This window comes from Hydrogenophaga sp. R2, from assembly GCF_049843595.1.
Lineage (GTDB): Bacteria > Pseudomonadota > Gammaproteobacteria > Burkholderiales > Burkholderiaceae_C > Hydrogenophaga.
Genome location: NZ_JBBHZN010000001.1, coordinates 1370715 through 1391719 on the forward strand (window position 1 = coordinate 1370715; position 21005 = coordinate 1391719).

The window sequence follows — 21005 nt, forward strand, 5'->3', positions numbered from 1 at the left end:
CCTCAGTCGCGCACGAACAGCGTGACCAGAGGCTCCTCCCCCACCTGCCGGCTCCAGTGGCCGTGCACCTGGGGGTCGAAGGTCGCACCCTGCGGCAGGGTGTCGGCCGAATAGAAATGCTCACCCGGCCCGAAGCGCCGGGTGCTGCCGTCCTGCAGGCCGATCTCCATCACCCCGCGCAGCACGAACAGCCATTGCGGCTGACCGGTGCAGTGAAAGTTGCTGCGAAAACCCACCGGGCTCTCGCGCAGCTGCAGGGCCGATGCGGCCTGAACGGCCGACAGCCGCGCCGCCGGCGTGCCCTGGTCGAGCGGGACATCTTCTTCCCGGAAACGGGCACGCCCGTCGACATCGGTGAACAGCACGACTTTGCGGAAGGTGGACATGGGTGCTCCTGAACGAGCGCGGGTTGTACCAGATGGCGTGCGCATGCTGTACCGGGCAGGGGCTTTTGGCGCACACTAGCCGGCCATGAAACTGCTGCTTGCTGAAGACGACGCCATGCTCGGACAGGGCATGGACAAGGGCCTGCGCCAGGCCGGCATGACGGTCGACTGGGTGCGCGACGGCCCCACCGCCCAGGCCGCCCTGCAGACCCAGACCTACGACGTGCTGCTGCTCGACATCGGCCTGCCCGGGCTGGACGGCCTGCAGCTGCTGCAATGGCTGCGCTCGCGCGAGCTGGAGGTGGCGGTGCTGGTGGTGTCGGCGCGCGATGCGGTGAGCGACCGCATCCTGGGTCTGAACCAGGGTGCCGACGACTACCTCACCAAACCCTTCGACCTGGACGAGCTGGTGGCCCGCGTGCATGCGCTGGCGCGGCGCCGCCAGGGGCGCCCGCAGCCCGAGATGCGGGTCGGCCCGCTGGTGCTCAATCCGGTGCGGCGCGAAGTGATGCTGGGCGAAGAGCCGGTGCTGCTGGCCCCGCGCGAGTTCGACCTGCTGGCCGCCCTCATGGAGCAACCCGGCGCGGTGCTGTCGCGTGAACAGCTGGAAAGCCGGCTGTACGGCTGGCAGGGCGAACCCTCCAGCAACGCGGTGGAGGTGCACCTGCACCACCTGCGCCGCAAGATCGGCAGCGACTGGATCAAGAACGTGCGCGGCGTGGGCTACAAGCTGGTCGAGGTGGCCGGTTGAACTCCATCCGGCAGCGCCTGCTGCTGTGGCAGATCACCGCGCTGGTGGTGACCTCGGTGCTGTGCAGCGCGCTGACCTACCGGCTGGCCTGGGATGCCTTCAACCGCATCCGCGATTACGGGCTGGAGCAGATTGCGTGGTCGGTGGTGCGGCACGGGGTGCAGATCACACCGCTGCCCGACGCCCACCGGCGCCAGCCCATCTCCCCGGACCGCCCTGCGGGCGCGCCGGTGGACGCGGCCATCGATCCGTCCACCGGCGAGCCGGTGGAGCCGGTGCCGTCTGCGCTGCCGGCCGAGGTGCCGGTGGAAGACCTGGGGCAGTTCGTCAGCCAGATCTGGCTGGAGGACGGCGAGCTGGTCTATTCGTCGCTGGACGACATCGGGCCGCCGCTGCAGCAGCCAGGCTTCCATCTGGTGCAGTGGCAGGGCGAGCCCTGGCGGGTGTACACCGTGGTGGACCGTCACCAGCGGGTCCAGGTGGCCGTCACCTCGGCCGACCGCGCCAGCGACTTCACCGAACTGCTGCCCTCGCTGGTGGTGCCCCTGTGCCTGCTGGTGCTGGTGCTCACGCTGCTGATCCACACCGCCGTGTCGCGCGCCCTGGCCCCGCTGCATGCCCTGGGCCGGCAGATCCGCCAGCACCACAACCTGCAGGAGCTGCCCGCCATCGACAACAGCCGGCTGCCGGAAGAACTGCTGCCGCTGGGACAGGCCCTGAACCAGCTGCTGGCGCGGGTGGACGCCCTGCTCAGCGGACAGCGCGCCCTGCTGGCCGACGCCGCCCACGAACTCAACACCCCGCTGGCCGCCATCAAGCTGCAGGCCCAGCTGGCGCGCCGCGCCACCGACGCCCAGCGCAGCCTGGCGCTCGACGAACTGGACCGCGGCATCGCCCGTGCCACCCGGCTGGTGGCCCAGCTGCTGCAGATGGCACGCCTGGAGCCGGATGTGCGCGAACAGGAGCGCCACCCCCGGCCGGTGGCGGTGGACACCCTGGCGGCCCAGGTGGTGGCCGCGTTTTCGGCCCAGGCCGATGCGCGCGGCATGGACCTGGGGCTGGTGCGGCGCGACCGGGCCGACGTCTGGGCCGACCCGGCCGAGATGCGGGTGCTGCTGGACAACCTGGTGGACAACGCCCTGCGGCACGCCGACGCGGGTTGCCGGGTCGACCTCAATGTGGTGCTGGACCACGACCGCGTGGTGCTGGAGGTGCGCGACAACGGCCCCGGCATTGCCCCGGCCCAGCGCGAACGCGCCCTGCAGCGCTTCGTGCGGCTCAACCCCCAGAGCGGCAATGGCAGCGGCCTGGGGCTGGCCATTGCGGCCAGCATCGTCGACCAGCTGGGGGGCCAGCTGGAGCTGCTGGACACACCGGGCGGCGGGCTCACGGTGCGCATCGGCCTGCCGGCCCACACGAAAAAAAACGCCACCGGAGAACCGGTGGCGTCGGGAGACTGACCCTTCAGGACCGGGCAGAGCCGGTCCGTGCGGCATCACTGGCGAACGGTGCTGTCGTTGGCCGATGCGGTGGCAGCGGGCTGACCCGCCTGCAGGGTGTCCTGGGCGGCGTAGCGGCCCGGGAACAGCTCGCGCTCGGTGATCGAGACTTCGCTGTTGGCGATGATGTCGCCGGTGCGGCGGGCTTCGGCCAGCTCGGCCAGCACTTCAGCGCGGGTCTTGCCGGTGGTCACAGCCGGGGCAGCCGGAGCGGCCTTGGCGGCCACGGGGGCGGCGGCCTGCTCGTAACGGCCGGGGAACAGCTCGCGCTCGGTCATGTGGACTTCGCTGTTGGCGATGATGTTGCCGGTGGCGCGGGCTTCGGCCAGCTCGGCGCGGACCTGCTCACGGGTCTTGGCAGCGGACGGGTCGGCGGCGAAGGCGTTGCCGGCGGCCAGGGCGGCGAAGGACAGGGCGATCAGGGAGAGGCGTTGTGCTTTCATGGATAACTCCTTGTGAGGGTTGAATGACGAGGAAACAGAGGGATCACTGACCTCGGTGCCCGATCGCATCGCGAAACGTGCATCGATGGGATGGACTGTAAAGTTTCCGATCACGATGAAAAACATCATGTGACTGATTGGTATATTTCTAAATCAGCAACAATCTTTTGGGTTTACCCGCATCAGAGGGCGTTTGGCACGCCCTCTGCACCCCCACCACCATGGACCGACTCAGCTCCCTGCGCGCCTTCCAGAAAGTCATCGAGGAAGGTGGCTTCGCCGCCGCCGCCCGCGCCCTGGACCTTTCACCCGCCGTGGTCACACGGCTGGTGGCCGACCTGGAGGAACACCTGGGCACCCGGCTGCTGCACCGCACCACCCGGCGGGTGTCGCTGACCGAGGCGGGCGAGGCCTACCTGGAGCGCATCCGCCAGGTGCTGATCGACCTGGATGAAGCGGGCGAACTGGTGAGTTCGCGGACGCGCGAGCTGGCCGGCGTGCTGCGCGTGCTGGCGCCGCCGGTGCTGGCCACCCATGTGCTGGCGCCGCTGGTGTCCGGCTTTCGGCAGACTTATCCCAAGATCCGGCTGGACGTGGAGGTGGCCTCGCACCGCGAGCCGCCCATCGAGGCCTTCGACATCACCCTGCTGGGCACCAGCGCCGGCTTCGATGCCAACGTGATCGCGCGCAAGGTGATCACCTCCGAGGCCATCCTGCTGGCATCGCCCGACTACCTGCGCCGCCGTGGCATGCCCCAGCGGCCGGAAGACCTGGCCCGCCACGACTGCCTGCGCCTCAAACCGTCGGTGGGTCGCAGCCGGGTGTGGCGGCTGCTGAATGCGGCCGACGGTGACCGTCCGACCGAGGTGGAGGTGGAGCCGGTGCTGTGGGCCAACCACACCGACACCCTGATGCACGCCGCGCTGGATGGCGCCGGCATCACCGCCACCACGGTGGAACTGGCCACGCCGATGCTGGTGAGCGGGCAGCTGGTGCGGGTGCTCTCACCCTGGATCACCGACCGGCTGAACCTGTACGCGGCCCTGCCCAGCCGCAAGTTCATGCCGCGGCGCACCCAGGTGTTCCTGGACTACCTGGTGGCCCAGACCCGGCAGCGGGTGGACCAGGCGCTGCGCGACAGCGCCCTGCGCTGAAGGCGTGTCAGCGGACGATGCTGACTTCCACCCGGCGGGCTTCGGCGTTGTTGCCGGTGCCGGTGGTGACTTCGGGCTTGCGCAGCTGCAGGCTCTCGGGCTTGACGCCGGCAGCGGCCAGCACGTCGCGCACGGCCTGGGCGCGGCGCTTGGCCAGCTCTTCGTTGGCCTCGACGCTGCCGGTGGCATCGTGGAAGCCCGAGATGGCGAGCGCATTGCCGGCCTGTGCCGCCGCAATGGCTTCGGCCAGGGCGTCCACGGCGCCCGGGGCCAGATCGGCCTGACCGACCGCGAAGTAGAACTTCACCACGCCGTTTTCCACCACCACGCTGGCGTCTTCCACCACCACGGTGCCCGCCGCTGCGGGGGCCGCCACAGCAGGCTTGGCCGCCTTGGGCGCACCGGCGCGCTGGATGCCGATGCCGACCACGCTGCCGACCAGCAGCACGACGATGGCAATGATCACTGCGAATGCGACGCGAACGTCCTGATCGTTATCCTGCGAGGCCATGAATCGAATCTCCGACAAAAGTGAAGTGAGGTGAAGTGAGCAAAGCCTCTGATTCTATGCCGCGCGACGGCGCCCGCATGCTGCAGCAGACGCTGGCGCAGTGGCGCGCCCAGGGCCCCAGGCCCGATCTCTGGCTGTTTGCCTACGCCTCGCTGGTGTGGCGCCCCGAATTCGAGGTGGCCGAGAGCCGGCCGGCCCGGGTGCACGGCCACCACCGCGCCCTGAAGATGTGGAGCCGCATCAACCGCGGCACCGAGGAGTGCCCGGGTCTGGTGTTTGCCCTGCTGCCGGGAGGTTGCTGCGACGGCCTGGCCCTGCGCCTGCCGCACGACGAGGTGGAAGCCCGCATGCCCGCCCTGTGGGCGCGCGAGATGCCCCGCCCCACCTACGACCCCAAGTGGGTGCTGTGCCACACGCCCCAAGGCCCGGTGCGCGCGCTGGCCTTCACCCTCTCGCGCCGCAGCCCCAGCTACACCGGCGCCCTGCCGCCCGAACGCTACCGGCAGATCTTTGCGCAGAGCTGTGGCCGCTACGGCACCACGCTGGATTACGCCCGCCAGACCCTGCACGGCCTGGCCGAGCACGGCATCCACGACCATGCGCTGGAGCGCTTGCTGCGCCTGGCGCCCGACCCCACGGACCCGGCCTGAACACCCGCTGCCTATACTGCCGCGCATGAACATCGCCGACCTGCGCAAGAGCTACGAAAAAGCCGAACTCAGCGAGTCCGCCTCGCACGCCGATCCCCTGCAGCAGTTTGACCAGTGGCTCAAGGAAGCCATCAGCGGCGAACTGCCCGAGCCCAATGCCATGACGGTGGCCACCGTCGGCTCCGACCTGCGGCCCAGTACCCGCGTGGTGCTGATCAAGGGCTATGACGAGCGCGGCATCGTCTGGTACACCAACTACGACAGCCGCAAGGGCCGCGAACTGGCGGGCAACCCCTTCGCCGCCCTGCAGTTCCACTGGGTGGAGCTGGAACGGGTGGTGCGCATCGAAGGCCGGGTGGAGAAGGTGAGCGAGGCCGAAAGCGATGCCTACTTCCACAGCCGCCCGCTGGACAGCCGCATCGGTGCCTGGGCCAGCCCGCAGAGCCAGGTGATCGACAGCCGCACGGTGCTGGTGGCCAATGCCGCGAAGTACGGCGCCCAGTTCCTGCTCAACCCGCCCCGCCCGCCCCACTGGGGCGGCTTCCGGCTGGTGCCCGACCGCTGGGAGTTCTGGCAGGGGCGCAAGAGCCGGCTGCACGACCGGCTGCGTTACCAGCGGCAGGACGGCGGCGGCTGGCTGCGCGAGCGGCTGGCGCCCTGAAGCTCAGGTGGTGGTGCAACGGGTGATCGGCTGATCACCCACCACAGCCAGTGCGGAAGCCGGCACCCGCCACGGTGCCACCTCTGCCAGCGGCACCAGCACGAATGCGCGCTCGGCCATGCGTGGGTGCGGCACCGTCAGACGCGGCGAATCGATGCGCGCATCGCCGTACAGCAGGACATCCAGATCGAGCGTGCGCGGGGCATTGCGGTAGGGCCGCTCGCGGCCTTCTGCGGCTTCGATGGCCTGCAAGGCATCCAGCAGGTCGGGCGCGCTGAGGGTGGTGGCCACTTCGGCCACGGCATTGATGAAGTCGGGGCCGGTGGCATCCACCGGGGCGGTGCGGTAGAGGCTGGAGGCCTTGACCAGGCGCAGGCCCGGGACGCTGCCCAGGGTCTGCAGGGCGCGCTGCACGGTGGCGGCGGCATCCCCCAGATTGGCACCCAGGGCCACGAAGGCCCGCACCTCATCCCGCGCGGGGCGGTGGGTGGAAGCGGTGTTCGCTCCCATGGACAGGTCAGTCGCCGGCCGGAGCGCCGCCGCTGTCGGCTCCAGCGCCACCCGCACCACCACCGGGCTTGCGGCGACGGCGGCGGCGCTTGCGGGCCGGTGCGGCCGGATCGGACGAGGGTTCTGCGCCCTCCCCGTCTGCATCCGACGCTGCATCGAACGCTGCATCGTCCTGCGACGCCGGGGCAGGCGACGGAGCCGGCACCCGGTGGGTACGGCCACCGGCCGGTGCCGTGCCCTCGGGGTGGTCGGCATCGCCCTTGCGCACGCGGCGGGGCTGGCCTTTGCCGCTGGAGCGGCGGTGCTCGTCCAGCATGTCCTGGCGCATGTCGTCGCTGGCCATGCTGAAGGTCTCCCACCAGTGCGCCAGCTCTTCGTCCACCTCGCCGGTCTGGGCGCGCAGGCGCAGGAAATCGAAGCCCGCCCGGAAGCGCGGCTGCTCCACCAGGGTGAGGGGCGAGCTGCCCACGCGCTTGTCGAAGCGCGGCTGCATCATCCAGATCTCGCGCATGTCGGTGCCGAGCTTGCCGCGGCCCGACACATCGCCGATGCGGGCCTCGAAGGCTTCGTCCACCGCGTCCTGCAGGGCGGCAAACGGCGGCACCGGTCGCTGGCCGGTGCGGGGCTGCAGGCGCTGCTCCCAGGCCTTGCGCACGTCGGCCCACAGCACGCAGGCCAGCAGGAAGCTGGGCGCCACCGGTTTGCCTTCGGCCACACGCCGGTCGGTGTCCTGCAGGGCGGCCTTCACGAAGGGCTCGTCGGCGCGCTGCACCACGATGTCGAGCAGCGGGTAGATGCCGGTGTCCAGGCCCACCGACTTGAGCTGTGCCACGCTGGCCAGCGCATGGCCGGTCTGCAGCAGCTTGAGCATTTCGTCGAACAGGCGGCTCTGCGGCACGTCGGCCAGCAGCTTGCGCGAGGACACCAGGGGCGCCAGGGTCTTGGCGTCGAACTGGAAGCCCAGGGCGCTGAGCTTGGCACCGAAACGCACGGCGCGGATGATGCGCACCGGGTCTTCGCGGTAGCGGGTGGCGGGGTCGCCGATCATGCGCAGCACGCGCTTCTGTGCATCGCGGATGCCGTGGTGGAAGTCCACGACCGTCTGCGTCTGCGGGTCGTAGTACATGGCGTTGATGCTGAAGTCGCGGCGCGCGGCGTCCTGCTCGATGGGACCCCAGACGTTGTCGCGCAGCACGCGGCCACTGGCGTCCACGGCGTGCTTCATGCCGGCCAGTTCGCCCTTGCTGGTGCGTTCGTTGCCGGCCACCTGCTCGGCGTCGTTGCTGTCCAGGTAGGCGCGGAAGGTGGAGACCTCAATCACTTCGTGCTCGCGGCCGCGGCCGTACACCACGTGCACGATGCGGAAGCGCCGCCCGATGATGAAGGCGCGGCGGAACAGGCCCTTGACCTGCTCGGGCGTGGCATTGGTGGCCACATCGAAATCCTTCGGCCGCAAGCCCAGCAGCAGGTCTCGCACGGCGCCACCCACGATGTAGGCCTCGAAGCCGGCCTGCTTGAGGGTGTTGACCACGTCCAGGGCACGCTGGTCCACCAGCTGGGGGTTGATGCCGTGCACGCTGGCCGGCACGTCCTGGCGCTTGCCGAAGCGCGGGGCGCTGCGGGCGCCGGCGTCGCTGCCGGACTTGCCGAGCAGCTTGTCGATGAGTTTCTTGATCATTCGAAGAGTTGGAGGATGCGCCAGCCGCGTTCGCGGGCCACGGCGCTCAGGCGCTCGTCGGGGTTGGTGGCCACCGGTTCGTGTACCTTCTCGAGCAACGGCAGGTCGTTGGGCGAGTCGCTGTAGAAGGTGGTGTGCTGCAGATCGGACCAGCGCAGGCCCCGATCGGCCAGCCATTGTTCCACACGCAGCACCTTGCCCTGCCGGAACGAGGGGATGCCCCGGATGTCGCCGGTGATGGCGCCGTCGGGTCCGGTGGCCAGGTCGATGGCGATCAGCTCGTCCACACCGAAGGCGCGGGCAATGGGCCGGGTGACGAATTCGTTGGTGGCGGTGACGATGACCACCGTGTCGCCGGCGGCCTGATGGGCCCGCACCAGCGCGCGTGCCGGGTCGGTGATGGCCGGGCGGATCACCTCGGCCATGAAGCGTTCGTGGGCGGCCTGGGCCTGCGCCATGCCGCGCTCGCGCACGGCGCCGGTGGCGAAGCGCACGTATTCGTGGATGTCCAGTGTGCCGTCCTTGTAGGCCTGGTAGAAGCGGTCGTTGGCGCGGCCGAACTCGGCAGCATCGCGCCAGCCGATGCGCACGGTGAACTCGCCCCAGGCGTGGTCGGAGTCGAGCGGCAGCAGGGTGTGGTCGAGGTCGAACAGGGCCAGGCGCATCGGAGAGGTCATTCGTTTTCCAGCATGGAGCGGATCAGCGGGATGGTGATGGCCCGCTGGGTGCGCAAGGCGTAGGCGTCGAGCTGGTCGAGCAGCATCATCAGGCTGGAGAGGTCGCGCGAGAAGCGGTTGAGCATGAAGTCCATGACCTCGTCGCTCAGGAACACGCCGCGCTCGTCAGCGGCACGCCGCAGCACGGCGCGGCGTTCGGTCTCGCCCAGGGCGTGCAGCTGGAACACATGGCCCCAGCCCAGGCGGGTGCGCAGGTCTTCGCGCAGCTGCAGGTCGGCCGGCGGCAGCGCGGCGGCGGCCAGCACCCAGCGCGCACTGCCCTGCGGCGGCGTCTGGGCATGCACGAACCAGTTGAAGGCCATGGCCTGCTGGGCCGCGGTGTAGAGGTGGCAATCGTCCAGCAGCACCGCTTCCCACGACTCGTCGTAGTCGGGCGGGTTGAGGGTGCCGGCGTCCATCCAGCCGACCCTTGCCCCGTGTTCGCGGAAGGCCTCGCGCACCGCCAGCAGCAGATGCGTCTTGCCGCTGCCGCCGGCCCCCCACAGGAAGGTGGGCACCGGCGAGCGGGTCGGGCTGCCCGACCACAGACGCAGGTGTTCCAGCGCCGCCTCGTTGCCCACCGGCACGAAGTTCGAGAGCGTGGGCACCGGGGCCAGGCCGATATCGAGCGCGAGCTGCTTCATGGTGACCACGGGCTCAGTCCTGTGGCGGCCCGGGCTCGGGCGGCGGATCGGCCCTGGCGCTCTCGCGGTACAGCGGGCTGGCCAGGTAGGTGGTGCGGGCCCGCCGGATGGCCACCAGCAGCACGGCACTGGCCGGCAGCGCGATCAGCACGCCCACGAAACCGAACAGGTGGCCGAAGGCCAGCAGGGCAAAGATGACGGCAATGGGATGCAGGCCGATGCGCTCGCCCAGCAGGCGCGGGGTCAGGTACAGGCTCTCCAGCACCTGGCCCACGCCGTACACCGCCAGCACCGCCACCACGCCGAACAGGCTCTGGAACTGCAGCAGCGCAGCCAGCACCGCCAGCACCAGCCCCAGACCGAAACCCAGGTAGGGAACGAACACGGCCAGCCCGGTGAACACGCCGATGGGCAGCGCCAGCTTCAGCCCGGTGAGGGCCAGGCCCACGGTGTAGAACACCGCCAGCAGCCCCATCACCAGCAGCTGGCCGCGCAGGTACTGGCCCAGCACCTCGTCGGTCTCGTCCAGGAAGGACTGGACCTGATCGCGCCAGCGCGGCGGGATCAGCTCCTTGAAGCGCTGCACCAGGGCAGCCCAGTCCAGCAGCAGGTAGAAGGCCACGATGGGCATGAGGAACAGGTTGCCGATGACCGCGGCCAGTGCGCTGCCGCCTATGCGCAGCGAGGACAGCAGACCGCCGATGAGCTGGCTCTCGTGGCCGGTGACCACCTGCTTGAGCCAGTCGCGCACCTGGGCGGTGTCGATCTGCAGGTCGATGCCGAAACGGGCGGCCAGCGGCACGATGTGGGTGTTGGCCCGGTCCAGCAGGGCGGGCACCTGGTCGCGCAGCAGGGGCAGCTGCGCGGTGATGACCGGCACGATCAGCAGCACCACGGCCAGCATCACCAGCATGAGCAGGGAGATGCCCACACCCGCCCCCAGCCAGCGGGGAATGCCCCGAGCGGCCCAGCGCTCCACCAGCGGATGCAGGGCGTAGGCCACCACGATCGCCAGCAGGAAGGGCATGAGCACCGGCGCCAGCAGGGACAGCAGCCAGCCGATGGCCAGGGCCAGACTGGCCCAGACGGCGGCGCGGGTCTGGGTGGGGGTGAAGGTCATGCGGGTCGGGTGTGCGGGCGGCCGCACGAGGCCAACCCTTAAAATCCAGCGCAAATTCTATTCGGGTGCCCCGCATCCGCCTCCCATGAGCCAGAACCACACCCCCCTCTCCTACAAAGACGCCGGCGTCGACATCGACGCGGGCGACGCCCTGGTCGACCGCATCAAGCCCCTGGCGAAGAAAACCATGCGCGAGGGCGTGCTGGCCGGCATCGGCGGCTTCGGCGCCCTGTTCGAGGTGCCCAAGCGCTACCGGGAGCCGGTGCTGGTGAGCGGCACCGACGGCGTGGGCACCAAGCTCAAGCTGGCCTTCGAGTGGAACATGCACGACACCGTGGGCATCGACCTGGTGGCCATGAGCGTCAACGACGTGCTGGTGCAGGGCGCCGAGCCCCTGTTCTTCCTGGACTACTTTGCCTGCGGCAAGCTCGACGTGGACACCGCTGCCGCCGTGGTGGGCGGCATTGCCAAGGGCTGCGAGCTCTCGGGCTGCGCCCTCATCGGTGGCGAGACGGCCGAGATGCCCGGCATGTACCCGGCCGGTGAATACGACCTGGCCGGCTTCTGCGTGGGCGCAGTCGAAAAGAGCAAGATCCTGACGGGCCAGAACGTGCGCCCGGGCGACGTGGTGCTGGGCCTGGCCTCGCACGGCGTGCACTCCAACGGCTTCTCGCTGGTGCGCAAGTGCATCGAGCGCGCGGCCGGCAAGCTGCCCGCCACCCTGGACGGCCTGCCGTTCAAGGAAGCGGTCATGAAGCCCACCCGCCTGTATGTGAAGAACGTGCTGGCCGCACTGGCCCAGCACCCGATCAAGGCCCTGGCCCACATCACCGGCGGCGGCCTGCTGGAGAACATCCCGCGCGTGCTGCCCGAGGGCACGGCGGCCCACCTGAAGAAGGGCAGCTGGCCGCAGAGCGAGCTGTTCGCCTGGCTGCAGGCCACGGCCGGCATCGACGACATCGAGATGAACCGCACCTTCAACAACGGCATCGGCATGGTGGTGGTGATCGCCGCCGACCAGGCCGAGGCCTGTGCCGCCACCCTGCGCAGCCTGGGCGAGACGGTGCACACCATCGGCGCGATCGCCGAGCGCGGCACTGGCGCTGCCGTCGTGGTGGCCTGAGACCACCCCCCTCCCCTCAGATCAGGGCCTCCGACGGCAGCACCCGCACGCCGGGCATGCCGTCCTGCACCGCCTGCAGCAGGTGGTGCGCAATCCGCTCGGCCGGCACCACCCGCCACCGGCGCGGCAGCAGCGGCTGAAACCAGCCGGACGCCACCACCGCCAGCCGCTCCAGCGGCCGGCTCTCGACCCGCGCACCGCCGATCAAGCCCGGACGGACCAGCGTGAGCGAGCCATACCCCACCGCCTGCAGGTCGCGCTCGATCTCGCCCTTGGTGCGCAGGTAGAACACGCGTGAGGCGGCGTCGGCCCCCAGCGCCGAATTGAGTGCGTAGGCCCGGGCGCCATGGCGACGCGCCAGGTACGCCACCTCCAGCGGGTGGTCGTGATCGACCCGGTAAAACGCCTGCGGACTGCCGGCCTTGCGGGCCGTGGTGCCCAGGGTGCAGATGACCGCGTCCACCGCCCACCAGTCGGCGTCCTGGGGCAGGTTGTCGAAATCGACCACCGGGTTGACCAGACCGGGGCGCGGCGCCAGGGCCCGCCGGGTGGGTGCCACCACCACCGAAAAGCGCGGGTCGGCCAGCGCCTGGTCCAGCACATGGCCACCGACCAGGCCCGTGGCGCCCACCAGCAGCAGGCGCGTCACGGTTGCCGCCTCGCTTCGATGGTGGCCTGCAGCTGCTGGTAGTCGGCCAGACGCGGACCGCCGATGGCCACGGCGCGTCGGGCAGCCTCCCGGGCCTGGGCCAGCTGGCCCAGTTCCAGCCGCACCTGGGCCAGGTTGTTCCAGGCATCGGCAAAGTCGGGCGCCGAGCGCACCGCAGCGGTGTAGGCAGTGGCGGCCTGTTCGCGCCGGCCCTGCGCATAGTGGGTGTTGCCCAGGCCCAGCAGCAGGATGCGGTGCTCCGGCCAGCGGCGCAGCCCGGTGCGGTACGCCACATGGGCCGCCTGCACGTCGGAGCGTTCCAGCGCAGCCACGGCATTGGCCCAGCCGTCGGCATCGGCCGTGGCGGGCAGTCGGTCGGGGGCGGTCACGCGCACCGCCCAGTGGTCGCTGCGGGCCCAGGTGCGCTCGAAGGTGGACAGCGCCATGGGCATGCGCGGCGTGGTGCCGGAGTGCAGCACGATCTCGTCACGCGCCCGGTCGTAGCCCACCGCCACCGCGTAATGCCACTGCGGTGCCATGGGCAGGGACAGGTTCTGCAGCACCAGCACCGGCTCGCCGGCCGCCACTTCGGTCAGCAGCGTGCGCAGGTCGGGCGCCAGCGGGTAGGCCACCAGCCCCTGGCGGCGGGCAGCGGCCAGCATCTCGGTCTGCAAGGCGCCCTGCCGGCCGGGCAGGTACACCTGCGGCGTGAGCTGTTCGGCCGTGACCTTGCGTCCCGCCGCCTGCGACACCATGGCCAGCGTGGCCGGGCCGCAGAGAAAGTCGTCCTGGGGAATGAAGGGCACGCGCGTGAGCAGCGTGCGGGCCGGCAGGCCGCTGGGCCAGTCGTTCTGGAGCTGGGCCACCTGGGGCGGCGCGGCACAGCCGGCCAGCAGGGCCGCGCAAAGCACAACCCCCGCCAGGGCGGGGGTTGCACGACCCCGTCGGGGTGGTGTCATCGGATCGGGCGGGTGAACGGATACACCTTGGTGAAGCCCAGGATGTCGGTGACCAGCAGGATCAGGAAGATGGTGAACAGCACGCCCACCACACCGGCACCGGCCGGAGCCTTGTCCACGCGCTGGGCCAGCTGGGCCACCTCGACGTCGGACATGGCCTGCACGCGGGCGATGGCGTCATCGGCATTCACGCCCTGGGCCATGAGTTCCTTGCGCACGTCTTCGCGGGCCAGGAAGCCACTGACGCGGTCGCGGTCGGCCTGACCGGCCGGGGTCACCAGGGCCTGCTCGGTGCCGACGATGCCGGCATGGGCCTGCAGCGGCAGGCTGCCCAGGGTCATGGCGGGGATGAGGGCGCAGGCGACAGCGCGGTAGATCTTGTGGGTCATGGTTGTTGTGATCGGGTAGTTGACAGGCGGGCGGATGTTCTTCGCCGGCCCGGGTGGGCGTCAAACGGTCTTACACGCCGAAACACCGTTCACACCCGAATGCAAGCCGCCGGTCGCGGCAGACACATCAGTTCAGGGCCCGCCGCAGCTCTTGCAACCGCTGGGTGATGGCCTCGCGGTCCAGCGGATCGTCGGCATGCACCACATAGATGTCCAGATCGGCCACGGCCAGCCGGGCCTCGCCCAGTTCGGCCCAGGCCAGGCCCCGGTCGCGGTATTCGGTCCAGGCGTCGGGCAGCAGGATGAGCAGGCGGTCCTGCACCGCGATCAGGCGCAGCCAGTCTTCCTGCGCACGGTGGATTTCCTTCAGGTTGCGCAGCAGCCGGGCCAGGATGTCGCGCGGCTGGGCGGCCTGCAGGTACAGGCCCACCGGCACGTCGAACTCGTCGACCAGACCGTTGCGGCGCTTGTAGGGCTCCAGCCGCTCGGCCAGTTCGTCGCGGCTGAGCGACTGGCCATTGAACGGGTCGATCACCACCTGTCCGTTGGGCAGGTTGACCTTGACCATGAAGTGGCCCGGAAAGTTGATGCCACGCGCCTTGAGCCCCATGCCGTGGGCCAGTTCGAGCCACAGCACTGCCAGCGTGATGGGAATGCCCCGGCGCGTGCGCAGCACCGCATTGAGGTAGCTGTTGTCGGGGTCGTAGTAGTTGTTGACGTTGCCGCCGAAGCCCAGGTCGCGGAAGAAGAACTGGTTGAGCGCCCGCAGGCGCTGCAGCGGACCGGCGTCATCGGGACAGCGGCGGCGCAGCCGGGCCACCATCTGGTCCACATCGCCCAGCACCTGCTGCACGTCCAGATCGGGGTATTCGTCCTGGGCCACCGACACCGCTGCCTCGAAAAGCGGGAAGGCGTCGTCGTCGCTCACCAGGGTGGCGAAGTACCCCAGGGGGGTGGGCGCTGAAAAGTCGAGTTCCATGGGCGGTTCGGGCGGCAGGCGTTCAGGTTACGTCATTTCCGCACGAACTGGCGCAACGACAGGCCGGACGCCAGCAAGGCCCCGAAATACACCACCACCGCACCGATCACCGACACCGCCAGCAGTCCGATGCGTTGCAGGGCCTGCCCTTCGAAGCCGGTCCAGACGAAGCGGGACGACAGCCACATCAGCAGCACCGCCAGCAGGGCGCTGGCCGCCAGCACCTGCAGCGAGAACTTCAGCCAGCCCGGCGAAGGCGTGTAGGCGCCACGCCGCACCAGACCCACCAGCAGGAACAGCGCATTGACCATGGCGCCGATGCCGATGGCCAGCGCCAGACCGGCATGGTCAAACAGCGGCACCAGGGCGATGTTCAGCAGCTGGGTGAGCACCAGCACGCCGATGGCGATCTTCACCGGGGTACGGATGTCCTGGCGTGCATAGAAGCCGGGGGCCAGCACCTTGATGGCGATCAGCCCCAGCAGGCCGGCGCCGTAGCCCATCAGGGCAGCAGCGGTCTGCTGCACGTCGCCCGCGCCGAAGCGGCCGTAGTGGTAGAGCACCGCCACCAGCGGCTGGGCAAAGGTCAGCAGGGCCACGGCACAGGGCACGGCCAGCAGCACCACCAGCCGCAGCCCCCAGTCCAGCAGCTGGCTGTAGCGATCGGCATCGCCGGCGGCCTGGGCCGAGGCCAGCTGCGGCAGCAGCACCACGCCCAGGGCCACGCCCAGCATGGCGGTGGGGAACTCCATCAGCCGGTCGGCGTAGGTGAGCCAGCTCACGCTGCCCACCGCCAGGTGGGAGGCGATCTGGGTGTTGATCAGCAGGGACAGCTGGGCCACGCTCACACCCAGCAGGGCCGGCAGCATGAGCGTGGTGACGCGGCGGGTGCCGGGGTGGTTCCAGGCCGCCTTCAGGGCCGACGGCGTGAGGCCCACCCGGGGCAGCAGCCCCAGCCGGGCCAGTGCCGGCAGCTGCACGCCCAGCTGCAGGCAGCCGCCCAGCAGCACCCCGCCGGCCATGGCCAGGATGGGCTCGATCCCCATGGAGGCGAACCACGGTGCACCCCACAGCGCCGCGCCGATCATGGCCACGTTCAGCAGCACCGGCGTGGCCGCCGGCACCGCAAACCGCCGCCAGGTGTTCAGGATGCCCGCGGCCAGCGCCACGAAGGACATGAAGGCGATGTAGGGAAACATCCAGCGCGTCATGACGACCGCCGCCTCGAAACCCTCGGGCGACTGCTTCAGGCCGGCCGCCATGGCATACACCAGCACCGGCGCGGCCAGCACGCCCAGGATGCAGGTGACGGTGAGCGCCCAGGCCAGCACGGTGGCGATCTGGCCGATCATGACCCGGGTGGCGTCGTCGCCGTCCTGCTCGCGGGCGGCGGCCAGCACCGGCACGAAGGCCTGGCTGAAGGCGCCTTCGGCGAACAGCCGGCGCAGCAGGTTGGGAATGCGGAAAGCGACGTTGAAGGCGTCGGTCAGGGCGCTGGCGCCGAAGGTGGCCGCCATGAGCAGTTCGCGCACCAGCCCGGTGATGCGGGAGGCCAGCGTGAGCAGCGAGACGACGGAGGCGGACTTGAAGAGCGACACCGGGTCAGTGTAACGAGCCGGCCCCGTCCTGGCGGCCCGGACTGGCGCTGGATGCCCGCAGGGCTATAATCGCGGGCTTTGCTGGCAACATCCACAAACACTCAAGGAACACACCATGGCCACCAAGCCGAAGAAAAAGAACCCCCGCCTGGCATCCGGTCGCAAACGCGCCCGCCAGGACGTCAAGCTCAACGCCGCGAACTCCTCGCTGCGCTCCAAATACCGCACCGCTGTCAAGAACGTCGAAAAAGCCGTTCTGAGCGGCGACAAGTCCAAGGCGACCGAACTGTTCGCCAAGATGCAGGCCGTGGTCGACACCATCGCCGACAAGGGCATCTTCCACAAGAACAAGGCCGCTCGCGACAAGAGCCGCCTGTCTGCCAAGGTCAAGGCACTGGCCACCGCCGCCGCCTGACCTGCCCCCCAGCAGCCCGGGCCCCAGGGCCCGCCGTTTGAACCGGGTGCGCTGCCAGCAAAAAAGCAGAAAGCCGTCGCAAGACGGCTTTTTTGTTGCCTGAACGCTCCTGCGTCCGGGCTCAGCGGTCGGGGATCAGGCAGCCCTCGACCACCTGCAGGTCGTTGTCGCGGGCGAAGTTCATGCAGAAATCCCAGGCCATGGGTTCGGCCTCGCGCAGGTCGCTGTGGACCACCACGCACTTGACACCATTGATGGTGTTGGGCACGCACCACGGGGAATAGCTCAGGTGGCTGCCGGGCTGGGCGCCGCCAGGGCGAAAGCTGCTCATGACGCCGGCCAGCCGCTCGGCCCAGTCGCTGGGGCGGAAGGTGCGGCCATCGCGGGTGATGCCCTGGATGAACACTTGCTTGGCAGTCGGTGTGGCCATTCGGACGCAGCCTTCGGGTGGAGGGCCTGAGGGGGTGGGTGTGCCGGCCGCCGGGGATCGCCCGGTCGGTACAGGCGCCGGTATTCTATCTTATATAAGACCTGAGATCAGGGATTACCCGAGCCGCGCCGGCCGGCCCGGGCCACATCGGAGCGATGCCGGATCGTCATGAGAACGGCTGCGGGCTGCGCCTAAAATCCGCGTTCAACGGCTCAACCCGCACCTGTCGGGCGTTGAGCCGCTTCTTTTTCTGGCACCCACCGGGCCCCCGCTGCCCCTGCCTTCCGGAGAACCGCATGAACGCCGCCCTGCCCACCGTCGCCGTTGCCGCATCGCCCCATGTGATGAACACCTACGGGCGCCTGCCGATCGCCCTGTCGCACGGCGAGGGCTGCCGCGTGTGGGATGTGAACGGCAAGTCCTACCTGGATGCGCTGGCCGGCATTGCGGTCAACACCCTGGGCCACGCCCATCCCAAGCTGGTGCCGGCCCTGCAGGACCAGGTGGCCAGGATGATCCACTGCTGCAACTACTACCACGTGCCCGACCAGGAACGCCTGGCGCAGATGCTGGTGGAGCGTTCGGGCCTGACCAATGTGTTCTTCTGCAGCACCGGCCTGGAGGCCAACGAGGCCGCGCTCAAGCTGGCCCGCAAGTTCGGCCACGACAAGGGCATCGAGCGCCCGGAGATCGTGGTCTACGAAAAAGCCTTCCACGGCCGCTCGATCGCCACCCTGTCGGCCACCGGCAACCCCAAGGTGCAGGCCGGCTTCGGCCCGCTGGTGGAGGGTTTCGTGCGGGTGCCGGCCAACGACATCGAGGCGCTGAAGAAGGCCACCGAGAACAACCCCAACGTGGTGGCGGTGTTCTTCGAGACCATCCAGGGCGAAGGCGGCGTGAACCCCATGCGCGCCCAGTACCTGCAGGACGTGCGTGCCCTGTGCGACCAGCGCGACTGGCTGCTCATGATCGACGAGGTGCAGTGCGGCATGGGCCGCACCGGCAAGTGGTTTGCCCACCAGTGGGCCGGCATCCAGCCCGACGTGATGCCCCTGGCCAAGGGCCTGGGCTCGGGCGTGCCCATCGGCGCGGTGGTGGCCGGCCCCAAGGCGGCAAACATCTTCCAGCCGGGCAACCACGGCACCACCTTCGGCGGCAACCCGCTGGCCATGCGTGCCGGTGTGGAGACCATCCGCATCATCGAGGAAGACGGTCTGCTGGCCCATGTGGAACACGTGGGCGCCCACCTGCGCGCCGCGCTGGAGAAGGGCCTGGCGGGCCGTGCCGGCGTGCGCGAGATCCGGGGTCAGGGCCTGATGATCGGCATCGAGCTCGACCGCCCCTGTAGTGCCATCACCCAGCGTGCCGCCGACGCCGGCCTGCTGCTGAGCGTGACCGCCGACAGCGTGATCCGCCTGGTGCCCCCGCTGATCATGACCACCGCCGAGGCCGACGAAGTGGTCTCCATCCTGCTGCCCATCGTGCACGCCTTCCTCGCCGAATGAACCCCATGACGATCAAGCACTACCTGCAGTTCAAGGACCTGACCGCCGACGAGTACGCGTACCTGCTCCAGCGGGCGGCCTTCATCAAGGGCAAGTTCAAGGCATTCGAGAAGCACCACCCGTTTGCCGACCCCGACCGCACCCTGGCCATGATCTTCGAGAAGGCCAGCACCCGCACCCGGGTGAGCTTCGAGGCCGGCATGTACCAGCTCGGCGGCTCGGTGGTGCACCTGACCACGGGTGACAGCCAGCTGGGCCGGGCCGAGCCCATCGAGGACAGTGCCAAGGTGATCAGCCGCATGGTCGACCTGGTGATGATCCGCACCTTCGAGCAGACCAAGATCGAGCGTTTCGCCGCGCACTCGCGGGTGCCGGTCATCAACGGCCTGACCAACGAATTCCATCCCTGCCAGATCCTGGCCGACCTGTTCACCCTGGTGGAGTACCGCCCTGCCCCCGGCGGCAACCCGCTGGACGCCCTGCGCGGCAAGGTGGTGGCCTGGGTGGGCGACGGCAACAACATGGCCAACACCTGGCTGCAGGCGGCCGAGCTGCTGGGCTTCACGGTGCATGTGAGCACGCCCAGCGGCTACGAGGTGGACCCGGCCCTGGCCGGCATCTCGCGCAGCGACTGCTTCAAGACATTCAAGGACCCGCGCGAGGCCTGCGCCGGTGCCGATCTGGTCACCACCGATGTGTGGACCAGCATGGGCTTCGAGGCCGAGAACGAGGTGCGCCGCGCCGCGTTTGCCCAGTGGTGTGTCGACGAAGACATGATGCGCCGCGCCAAGCCCGACGCGCTCTTCATGCACTGCCTGCCGGCCCACCGGGGCGAGGAAGTCACCGCCGAGGTCATCGACGGCCCGCAGAGCGTGGTATGGGACGAGGCCGAAAACCGCATGCACGTGCAGAAGGCGCTCATGGAGTACCTGCTGCTGGGCCGCCTGTGAACGCCTGAGGCACGGCATGTCGGCCTGCACCTCCTGTGGCGCCTGCTGCGCCTGTTTCCGCGTGGACTTTGCGGTCTACGAGATGGAAGACATGGGCGGCCGCGTGCCGTCCGGTCTGGCGGTGGAGGTCAATGGCAGCACCATGCGCATGCGCGGCACCGACCACGTGCCCGTCCGCTGCGCCGCACTCACCGGCAAGGTCGGCGAACGGGCCACCTGCGGCATTTACGAATGGCGCCCCAGCCCCTGCCGCGAGTTCGAGGAAGGCAGCGATGCCTGCGCCCGCGCGCGCCAGCGCCATGGCCTGCCGCCGCTGGCCCTGCACGGCGATTGAAGGCCGGCCTTGCAATCCCTGATCGATGCCATTGGCCGTGCAACGCCGGGCCCTGATGCACAACGCCTGTTCCATGGCCGCGGCGGCCTGCATGCGGACGCCACCGACTGGGCGCTCGACTGGTACGCCCCGGTCTGGCTGGTGACGCGCTTCGGCGAAGCCACCGATGACGATGCCCGGCGCATCGGCGAGGCCCTGGCGGCACGCCAGGCGCAGGTCCACCCCGGCCAGCCGCTGAACTGGGTGTTCCAGCGCCGCCAGCCCGACGGCCCCACCAGCCGTCCCCTGACCACGGTGATGGCGGGCCAGGTGCCCGAGGCGCACGACGTGACCGAAGATGGCACCCACTACCGGGTGCACCTGCTGCGCGGCCAGAACCATGGCCTGTTCCTGGACATGGCCGAGGGCCGGCGCTGGGTGCGCTCGCACGCGGCGGGTCGCAAGGTGCTCAACCTGTTCGCCTACACCTGTGCGTTCTCGGTGGTGGCCCTGCAGGCCGGCGCGAAAGAGGTGGTCAACCTCGACATGGCGCATGGTGCGCTGGCCAGCGGGCAGCTCAACCACCAGATCAACGGCATCCCCTGCGGTGCACGCTTTCTGGCGCACGACCTGTTCACCTCCTGGGGCAAGGTGAACCGGCTGGGGCCTTACGGGCTGGTCATCGTCGACCCACCCAGCTACCAGAAGGGCAGCTTCGTGGCCACCAAGGACTACCCCCGCCTGCTGCGCCGCCTGCCCGACCTGCTGCTGCCCGGCGGCCATGCGCTGGTCTGCCTGAACGCCCCGGAAATCCCCGAATCCTTCCTGCACGAAGCGCTGGCGCAAGAGGCACCCGGGCTGATCGTGGAAGGCCGCCTGCCCAACCCGCCGGCCTTTGCCGATGTGTCGCCCGATCGGGCGCTCAAGGTGCTGGTGGTGCGGCACCCGTGAGAGCGACGGGCCTGTTGCGCC

At 69.7% G+C, this 21005-nt stretch carries 25 protein-coding genes; 11 read left to right on the plus strand and 14 right to left on the minus strand.

Annotated elements, in window-relative coordinates:
- Positions 1 to 2: 2 nt before the first annotated feature.
- Positions 3 to 386: a hypothetical protein gene (locus WD026_RS06590; RefSeq protein ID WP_425722830.1), complete on the minus strand. Its 384-nt coding sequence runs from the start codon at positions 384 to 386 to the stop codon at positions 3 to 5.
- Positions 387 to 471: 85 nt separating this feature from the next.
- Between WD026_RS06590 and WD026_RS06595 the strand changes: the two genes are divergently transcribed.
- Together WD026_RS06595 and WD026_RS06600 are read left to right on the plus strand one after the other, a co-directional pair.
- Positions 472 to 1137, plus strand: a complete 666-nt coding sequence (locus WD026_RS06595) for a response regulator (RefSeq protein WP_425722831.1) — start codon at positions 472 to 474, stop codon at positions 1135 to 1137.
- Positions 1134 to 2597 (plus strand): sensor histidine kinase, encoded by a 1464-nt coding sequence (locus WD026_RS06600; RefSeq protein WP_425722832.1) that lies wholly within the window; start codon positions 1134 to 1136, stop codon positions 2595 to 2597. The genes WD026_RS06595 and WD026_RS06600 overlap by 4 nt, the downstream gene beginning before the upstream one ends.
- Before the next feature lie 35 nt (positions 2598 to 2632).
- Here the strand turns inward: WD026_RS06600 and WD026_RS06605 are convergent, their stop codons facing one another.
- Positions 2633 to 3079 (minus strand): DUF4148 domain-containing protein, encoded by a 447-nt coding sequence (locus WD026_RS06605; protein WP_425722833.1) that lies wholly within the window; start codon positions 3077 to 3079, stop codon positions 2633 to 2635.
- Positions 3080 to 3300: 221 nt separating this feature from the next.
- On the opposite strand from WD026_RS06605, the gene WD026_RS06610 reads away from it, so the two are divergent.
- The gene (locus WD026_RS06610) at positions 3301 to 4233 is read left to right on the plus strand and encodes a LysR family transcriptional regulator (RefSeq protein WP_425722834.1); all 933 of its coding nucleotides are present in this window, start codon (positions 3301 to 3303) and stop codon (positions 4231 to 4233) included.
- 7 nt (positions 4234 to 4240) lie between these two features.
- On the opposite strand, the gene WD026_RS06615 is transcribed toward WD026_RS06610, so the two are convergent.
- Positions 4241 to 4744: an OmpA family protein gene (locus WD026_RS06615; protein ID WP_425722835.1), complete on the minus strand. Its 504-nt coding sequence runs from the start codon at positions 4742 to 4744 to the stop codon at positions 4241 to 4243.
- A gap of 56 nt (positions 4745 to 4800) precedes the next feature.
- Between WD026_RS06615 and WD026_RS06620 the strand changes: the two genes are divergently transcribed.
- The gene (locus WD026_RS06620) at positions 4801 to 5394 is read left to right on the plus strand and encodes a gamma-glutamylcyclotransferase (protein WP_425722836.1); all 594 of its coding nucleotides are present in this window, start codon (positions 4801 to 4803) and stop codon (positions 5392 to 5394) included.
- 25 nt (positions 5395 to 5419) lie between these two features.
- On the plus strand, positions 5420 to 6055 hold the full coding sequence (gene pdxH, locus WD026_RS06625) for a pyridoxamine 5'-phosphate oxidase (RefSeq protein ID WP_425722837.1): 636 nt from the start codon (positions 5420 to 5422) through the stop codon (positions 6053 to 6055).
- 3 nt (positions 6056 to 6058) lie between these two features.
- Here the strand turns inward: pdxH and folK are convergent, their stop codons facing one another.
- The 5 genes from folK to WD026_RS06650 are packed head-to-tail and all read right to left on the minus strand — an operon-like array spanning position 6059 to position 10723.
- A complete protein-coding gene (gene folK, locus WD026_RS06630) occupies positions 6059 to 6565 on the minus strand; it encodes a 2-amino-4-hydroxy-6-hydroxymethyldihydropteridine diphosphokinase (RefSeq protein WP_425722838.1) in 507 nt (168 codons plus the stop codon).
- Positions 6566 to 6572: 7 nt separating this feature from the next.
- On the minus strand, positions 6573 to 8243 hold the full coding sequence (gene pcnB, locus WD026_RS06635) for a polynucleotide adenylyltransferase PcnB (RefSeq protein ID WP_425722839.1): 1671 nt from the start codon (positions 8241 to 8243) through the stop codon (positions 6573 to 6575).
- Entirely contained in the window at positions 8240 to 8908 is a 669-nt protein-coding gene (locus WD026_RS06640; RefSeq protein ID WP_425723210.1) for an HAD family hydrolase, read from the minus strand. Before WD026_RS06640 ends, pcnB begins: the two co-directional genes overlap by 4 nt.
- An 8-nt stretch (positions 8909 to 8916) precedes the next feature.
- Complete coding sequence (gene hda, locus WD026_RS06645; RefSeq protein WP_425722840.1) at positions 8917 to 9603, minus strand: DnaA regulatory inactivator Hda; 687 nt, start codon at positions 9601 to 9603, stop codon at positions 8917 to 8919.
- A gap of 13 nt (positions 9604 to 9616) precedes the next feature.
- Positions 9617 to 10723, minus strand: coding sequence for an AI-2E family transporter (locus WD026_RS06650; RefSeq protein WP_425722841.1), 1107 nt, complete (start codon positions 10721 to 10723; stop codon positions 9617 to 9619).
- A gap of 85 nt (positions 10724 to 10808) precedes the next feature.
- On the opposite strand from WD026_RS06650, the gene purM reads away from it, so the two are divergent.
- Positions 10809 to 11846: a phosphoribosylformylglycinamidine cyclo-ligase gene (purM, locus tag WD026_RS06655; RefSeq protein ID WP_425722842.1), complete on the plus strand. Its 1038-nt coding sequence runs from the start codon at positions 10809 to 10811 to the stop codon at positions 11844 to 11846.
- 16 nt (positions 11847 to 11862) lie between these two features.
- Here the strand turns inward: purM and WD026_RS06660 are convergent, their stop codons facing one another.
- The 5 genes from WD026_RS06660 to murJ form a co-directional block, all read right to left on the minus strand.
- Positions 11863 to 12495, minus strand: a complete 633-nt coding sequence (locus WD026_RS06660) for an NAD-dependent epimerase/dehydratase family protein (protein ID WP_425722843.1) — start codon at positions 12493 to 12495, stop codon at positions 11863 to 11865.
- Positions 12492 to 13406: a PA2778 family cysteine peptidase gene (locus WD026_RS06665; RefSeq protein WP_425722844.1), complete on the minus strand. Its 915-nt coding sequence runs from the start codon at positions 13404 to 13406 to the stop codon at positions 12492 to 12494. The genes WD026_RS06660 and WD026_RS06665 overlap by 4 nt, the downstream gene beginning before the upstream one ends.
- A gap of 44 nt (positions 13407 to 13450) precedes the next feature.
- Positions 13451 to 13843 (minus strand): PA2779 family protein, encoded by a 393-nt coding sequence (locus tag WD026_RS06670; RefSeq protein ID WP_425722845.1) that lies wholly within the window; start codon positions 13841 to 13843, stop codon positions 13451 to 13453.
- Positions 13844 to 13970: 127 nt separating this feature from the next.
- A complete protein-coding gene (locus WD026_RS06675) occupies positions 13971 to 14822 on the minus strand; it encodes a SirB1 family protein (RefSeq protein WP_425722846.1) in 852 nt (283 codons plus the stop codon).
- Between the two features lie 32 nt (positions 14823 to 14854).
- Complete coding sequence (gene murJ, locus WD026_RS06680) at positions 14855 to 16420, minus strand: murein biosynthesis integral membrane protein MurJ (RefSeq protein WP_425722847.1); 1566 nt, start codon at positions 16418 to 16420, stop codon at positions 14855 to 14857.
- Positions 16421 to 16535: 115 nt separating this feature from the next.
- Between murJ and rpsT the strand changes: the two genes are divergently transcribed.
- The gene (gene rpsT / locus WD026_RS06685) at positions 16536 to 16835 is read left to right on the plus strand and encodes a 30S ribosomal protein S20 (protein WP_086119220.1); all 300 of its coding nucleotides are present in this window, start codon (positions 16536 to 16538) and stop codon (positions 16833 to 16835) included.
- Positions 16836 to 16956: 121 nt separating this feature from the next.
- Here rpsT and WD026_RS06690 read toward each other — a convergent pair whose 3' ends face one another.
- Positions 16957 to 17265: a DUF3579 domain-containing protein gene (locus WD026_RS06690; RefSeq protein WP_425722848.1), complete on the minus strand. Its 309-nt coding sequence runs from the start codon at positions 17263 to 17265 to the stop codon at positions 16957 to 16959.
- 296 nt (positions 17266 to 17561) lie between these two features.
- Between WD026_RS06690 and WD026_RS06695 the strand changes: the two genes are divergently transcribed.
- The 4 genes from WD026_RS06695 to WD026_RS06710 are packed head-to-tail and all read left to right on the plus strand — an operon-like array spanning position 17562 to position 20984.
- Positions 17562 to 18770 (plus strand): aspartate aminotransferase family protein, encoded by a 1209-nt coding sequence (locus WD026_RS06695; RefSeq protein WP_425722849.1) that lies wholly within the window; start codon positions 17562 to 17564, stop codon positions 18768 to 18770.
- 5 nt (positions 18771 to 18775) lie between these two features.
- Positions 18776 to 19720 (plus strand): ornithine carbamoyltransferase, encoded by a 945-nt coding sequence (argF, locus tag WD026_RS06700; RefSeq protein ID WP_425722850.1) that lies wholly within the window; start codon positions 18776 to 18778, stop codon positions 19718 to 19720.
- Between the two features lie 16 nt (positions 19721 to 19736).
- A complete protein-coding gene (locus WD026_RS06705; protein WP_425722851.1) occupies positions 19737 to 20054 on the plus strand; it encodes a YkgJ family cysteine cluster protein in 318 nt (105 codons plus the stop codon).
- A gap of 9 nt (positions 20055 to 20063) precedes the next feature.
- Positions 20064 to 20984, plus strand: a complete 921-nt coding sequence (locus WD026_RS06710) for a class I SAM-dependent methyltransferase (RefSeq protein WP_425722852.1) — start codon at positions 20064 to 20066, stop codon at positions 20982 to 20984.
- Positions 20985 to 21005 lie beyond the last annotated feature (21 nt).

Coding starts and splice junctions, on each gene's coding strand:
- WD026_RS06695 (WP_425722849.1), top strand. CDS start 17,562: ATGAACGCCGCCCTGCCCACCGTCGCCGTTGCCGCATCGCCCCATGTG.
- WD026_RS06670 (WP_425722845.1), bottom strand. CDS start 13,843: ATGACCCACAAGATCTACCGCGCTGTCGCCTGCGCCCTCATCCCCGCC.
- WD026_RS06590 (WP_425722830.1), bottom strand. CDS start 386: ATGTCCACCTTCCGCAAAGTCGTGCTGTTCACCGATGTCGACGGGCGT.
- rpsT (WP_086119220.1), top strand. CDS start 16,536: ATGGCCACCAAGCCGAAGAAAAAGAACCCCCGCCTGGCATCCGGTCGC.
- WD026_RS06620 (WP_425722836.1), top strand. CDS start 4,801: ATGCCGCGCGACGGCGCCCGCATGCTGCAGCAGACGCTGGCGCAGTGG.
- WD026_RS06610 (WP_425722834.1), top strand. CDS start 3,301: ATGGACCGACTCAGCTCCCTGCGCGCCTTCCAGAAAGTCATCGAGGAA.
- pcnB (WP_425722839.1), bottom strand. CDS start 8,243: ATGATCAAGAAACTCATCGACAAGCTGCTCGGCAAGTCCGGCAGCGAC.
- folK (WP_425722838.1), bottom strand. CDS start 6,565: ATGGGAGCGAACACCGCTTCCACCCACCGCCCCGCGCGGGATGAGGTG.
- WD026_RS06640 (WP_425723210.1), bottom strand. CDS start 8,908: ATGCGCCTGGCCCTGTTCGACCTCGACCACACCCTGCTGCCGCTCGAC.
- WD026_RS06690 (WP_425722848.1), bottom strand. CDS start 17,265: ATGGCCACACCGACTGCCAAGCAAGTGTTCATCCAGGGCATCACCCGC.
- argF (WP_425722850.1), top strand. CDS start 18,776: ATGACGATCAAGCACTACCTGCAGTTCAAGGACCTGACCGCCGACGAG.
- WD026_RS06605 (WP_425722833.1), bottom strand. CDS start 3,079: ATGAAAGCACAACGCCTCTCCCTGATCGCCCTGTCCTTCGCCGCCCTG.
- WD026_RS06675 (WP_425722846.1), bottom strand. CDS start 14,822: ATGGAACTCGACTTTTCAGCGCCCACCCCCCTGGGGTACTTCGCCACC.
- pdxH (WP_425722837.1), top strand. CDS start 5,420: ATGAACATCGCCGACCTGCGCAAGAGCTACGAAAAAGCCGAACTCAGC.
- hda (WP_425722840.1), bottom strand. CDS start 9,603: ATGAAGCAGCTCGCGCTCGATATCGGCCTGGCCCCGGTGCCCACGCTC.
- WD026_RS06650 (WP_425722841.1), bottom strand. CDS start 10,723: ATGACCTTCACCCCCACCCAGACCCGCGCCGCCGTCTGGGCCAGTCTG.
- WD026_RS06705 (WP_425722851.1), top strand. CDS start 19,737: ATGTCGGCCTGCACCTCCTGTGGCGCCTGCTGCGCCTGTTTCCGCGTG.
- WD026_RS06615 (WP_425722835.1), bottom strand. CDS start 4,744: ATGGCCTCGCAGGATAACGATCAGGACGTTCGCGTCGCATTCGCAGTG.
- WD026_RS06595 (WP_425722831.1), top strand. CDS start 472: ATGAAACTGCTGCTTGCTGAAGACGACGCCATGCTCGGACAGGGCATG.
- purM (WP_425722842.1), top strand. CDS start 10,809: ATGAGCCAGAACCACACCCCCCTCTCCTACAAAGACGCCGGCGTCGAC.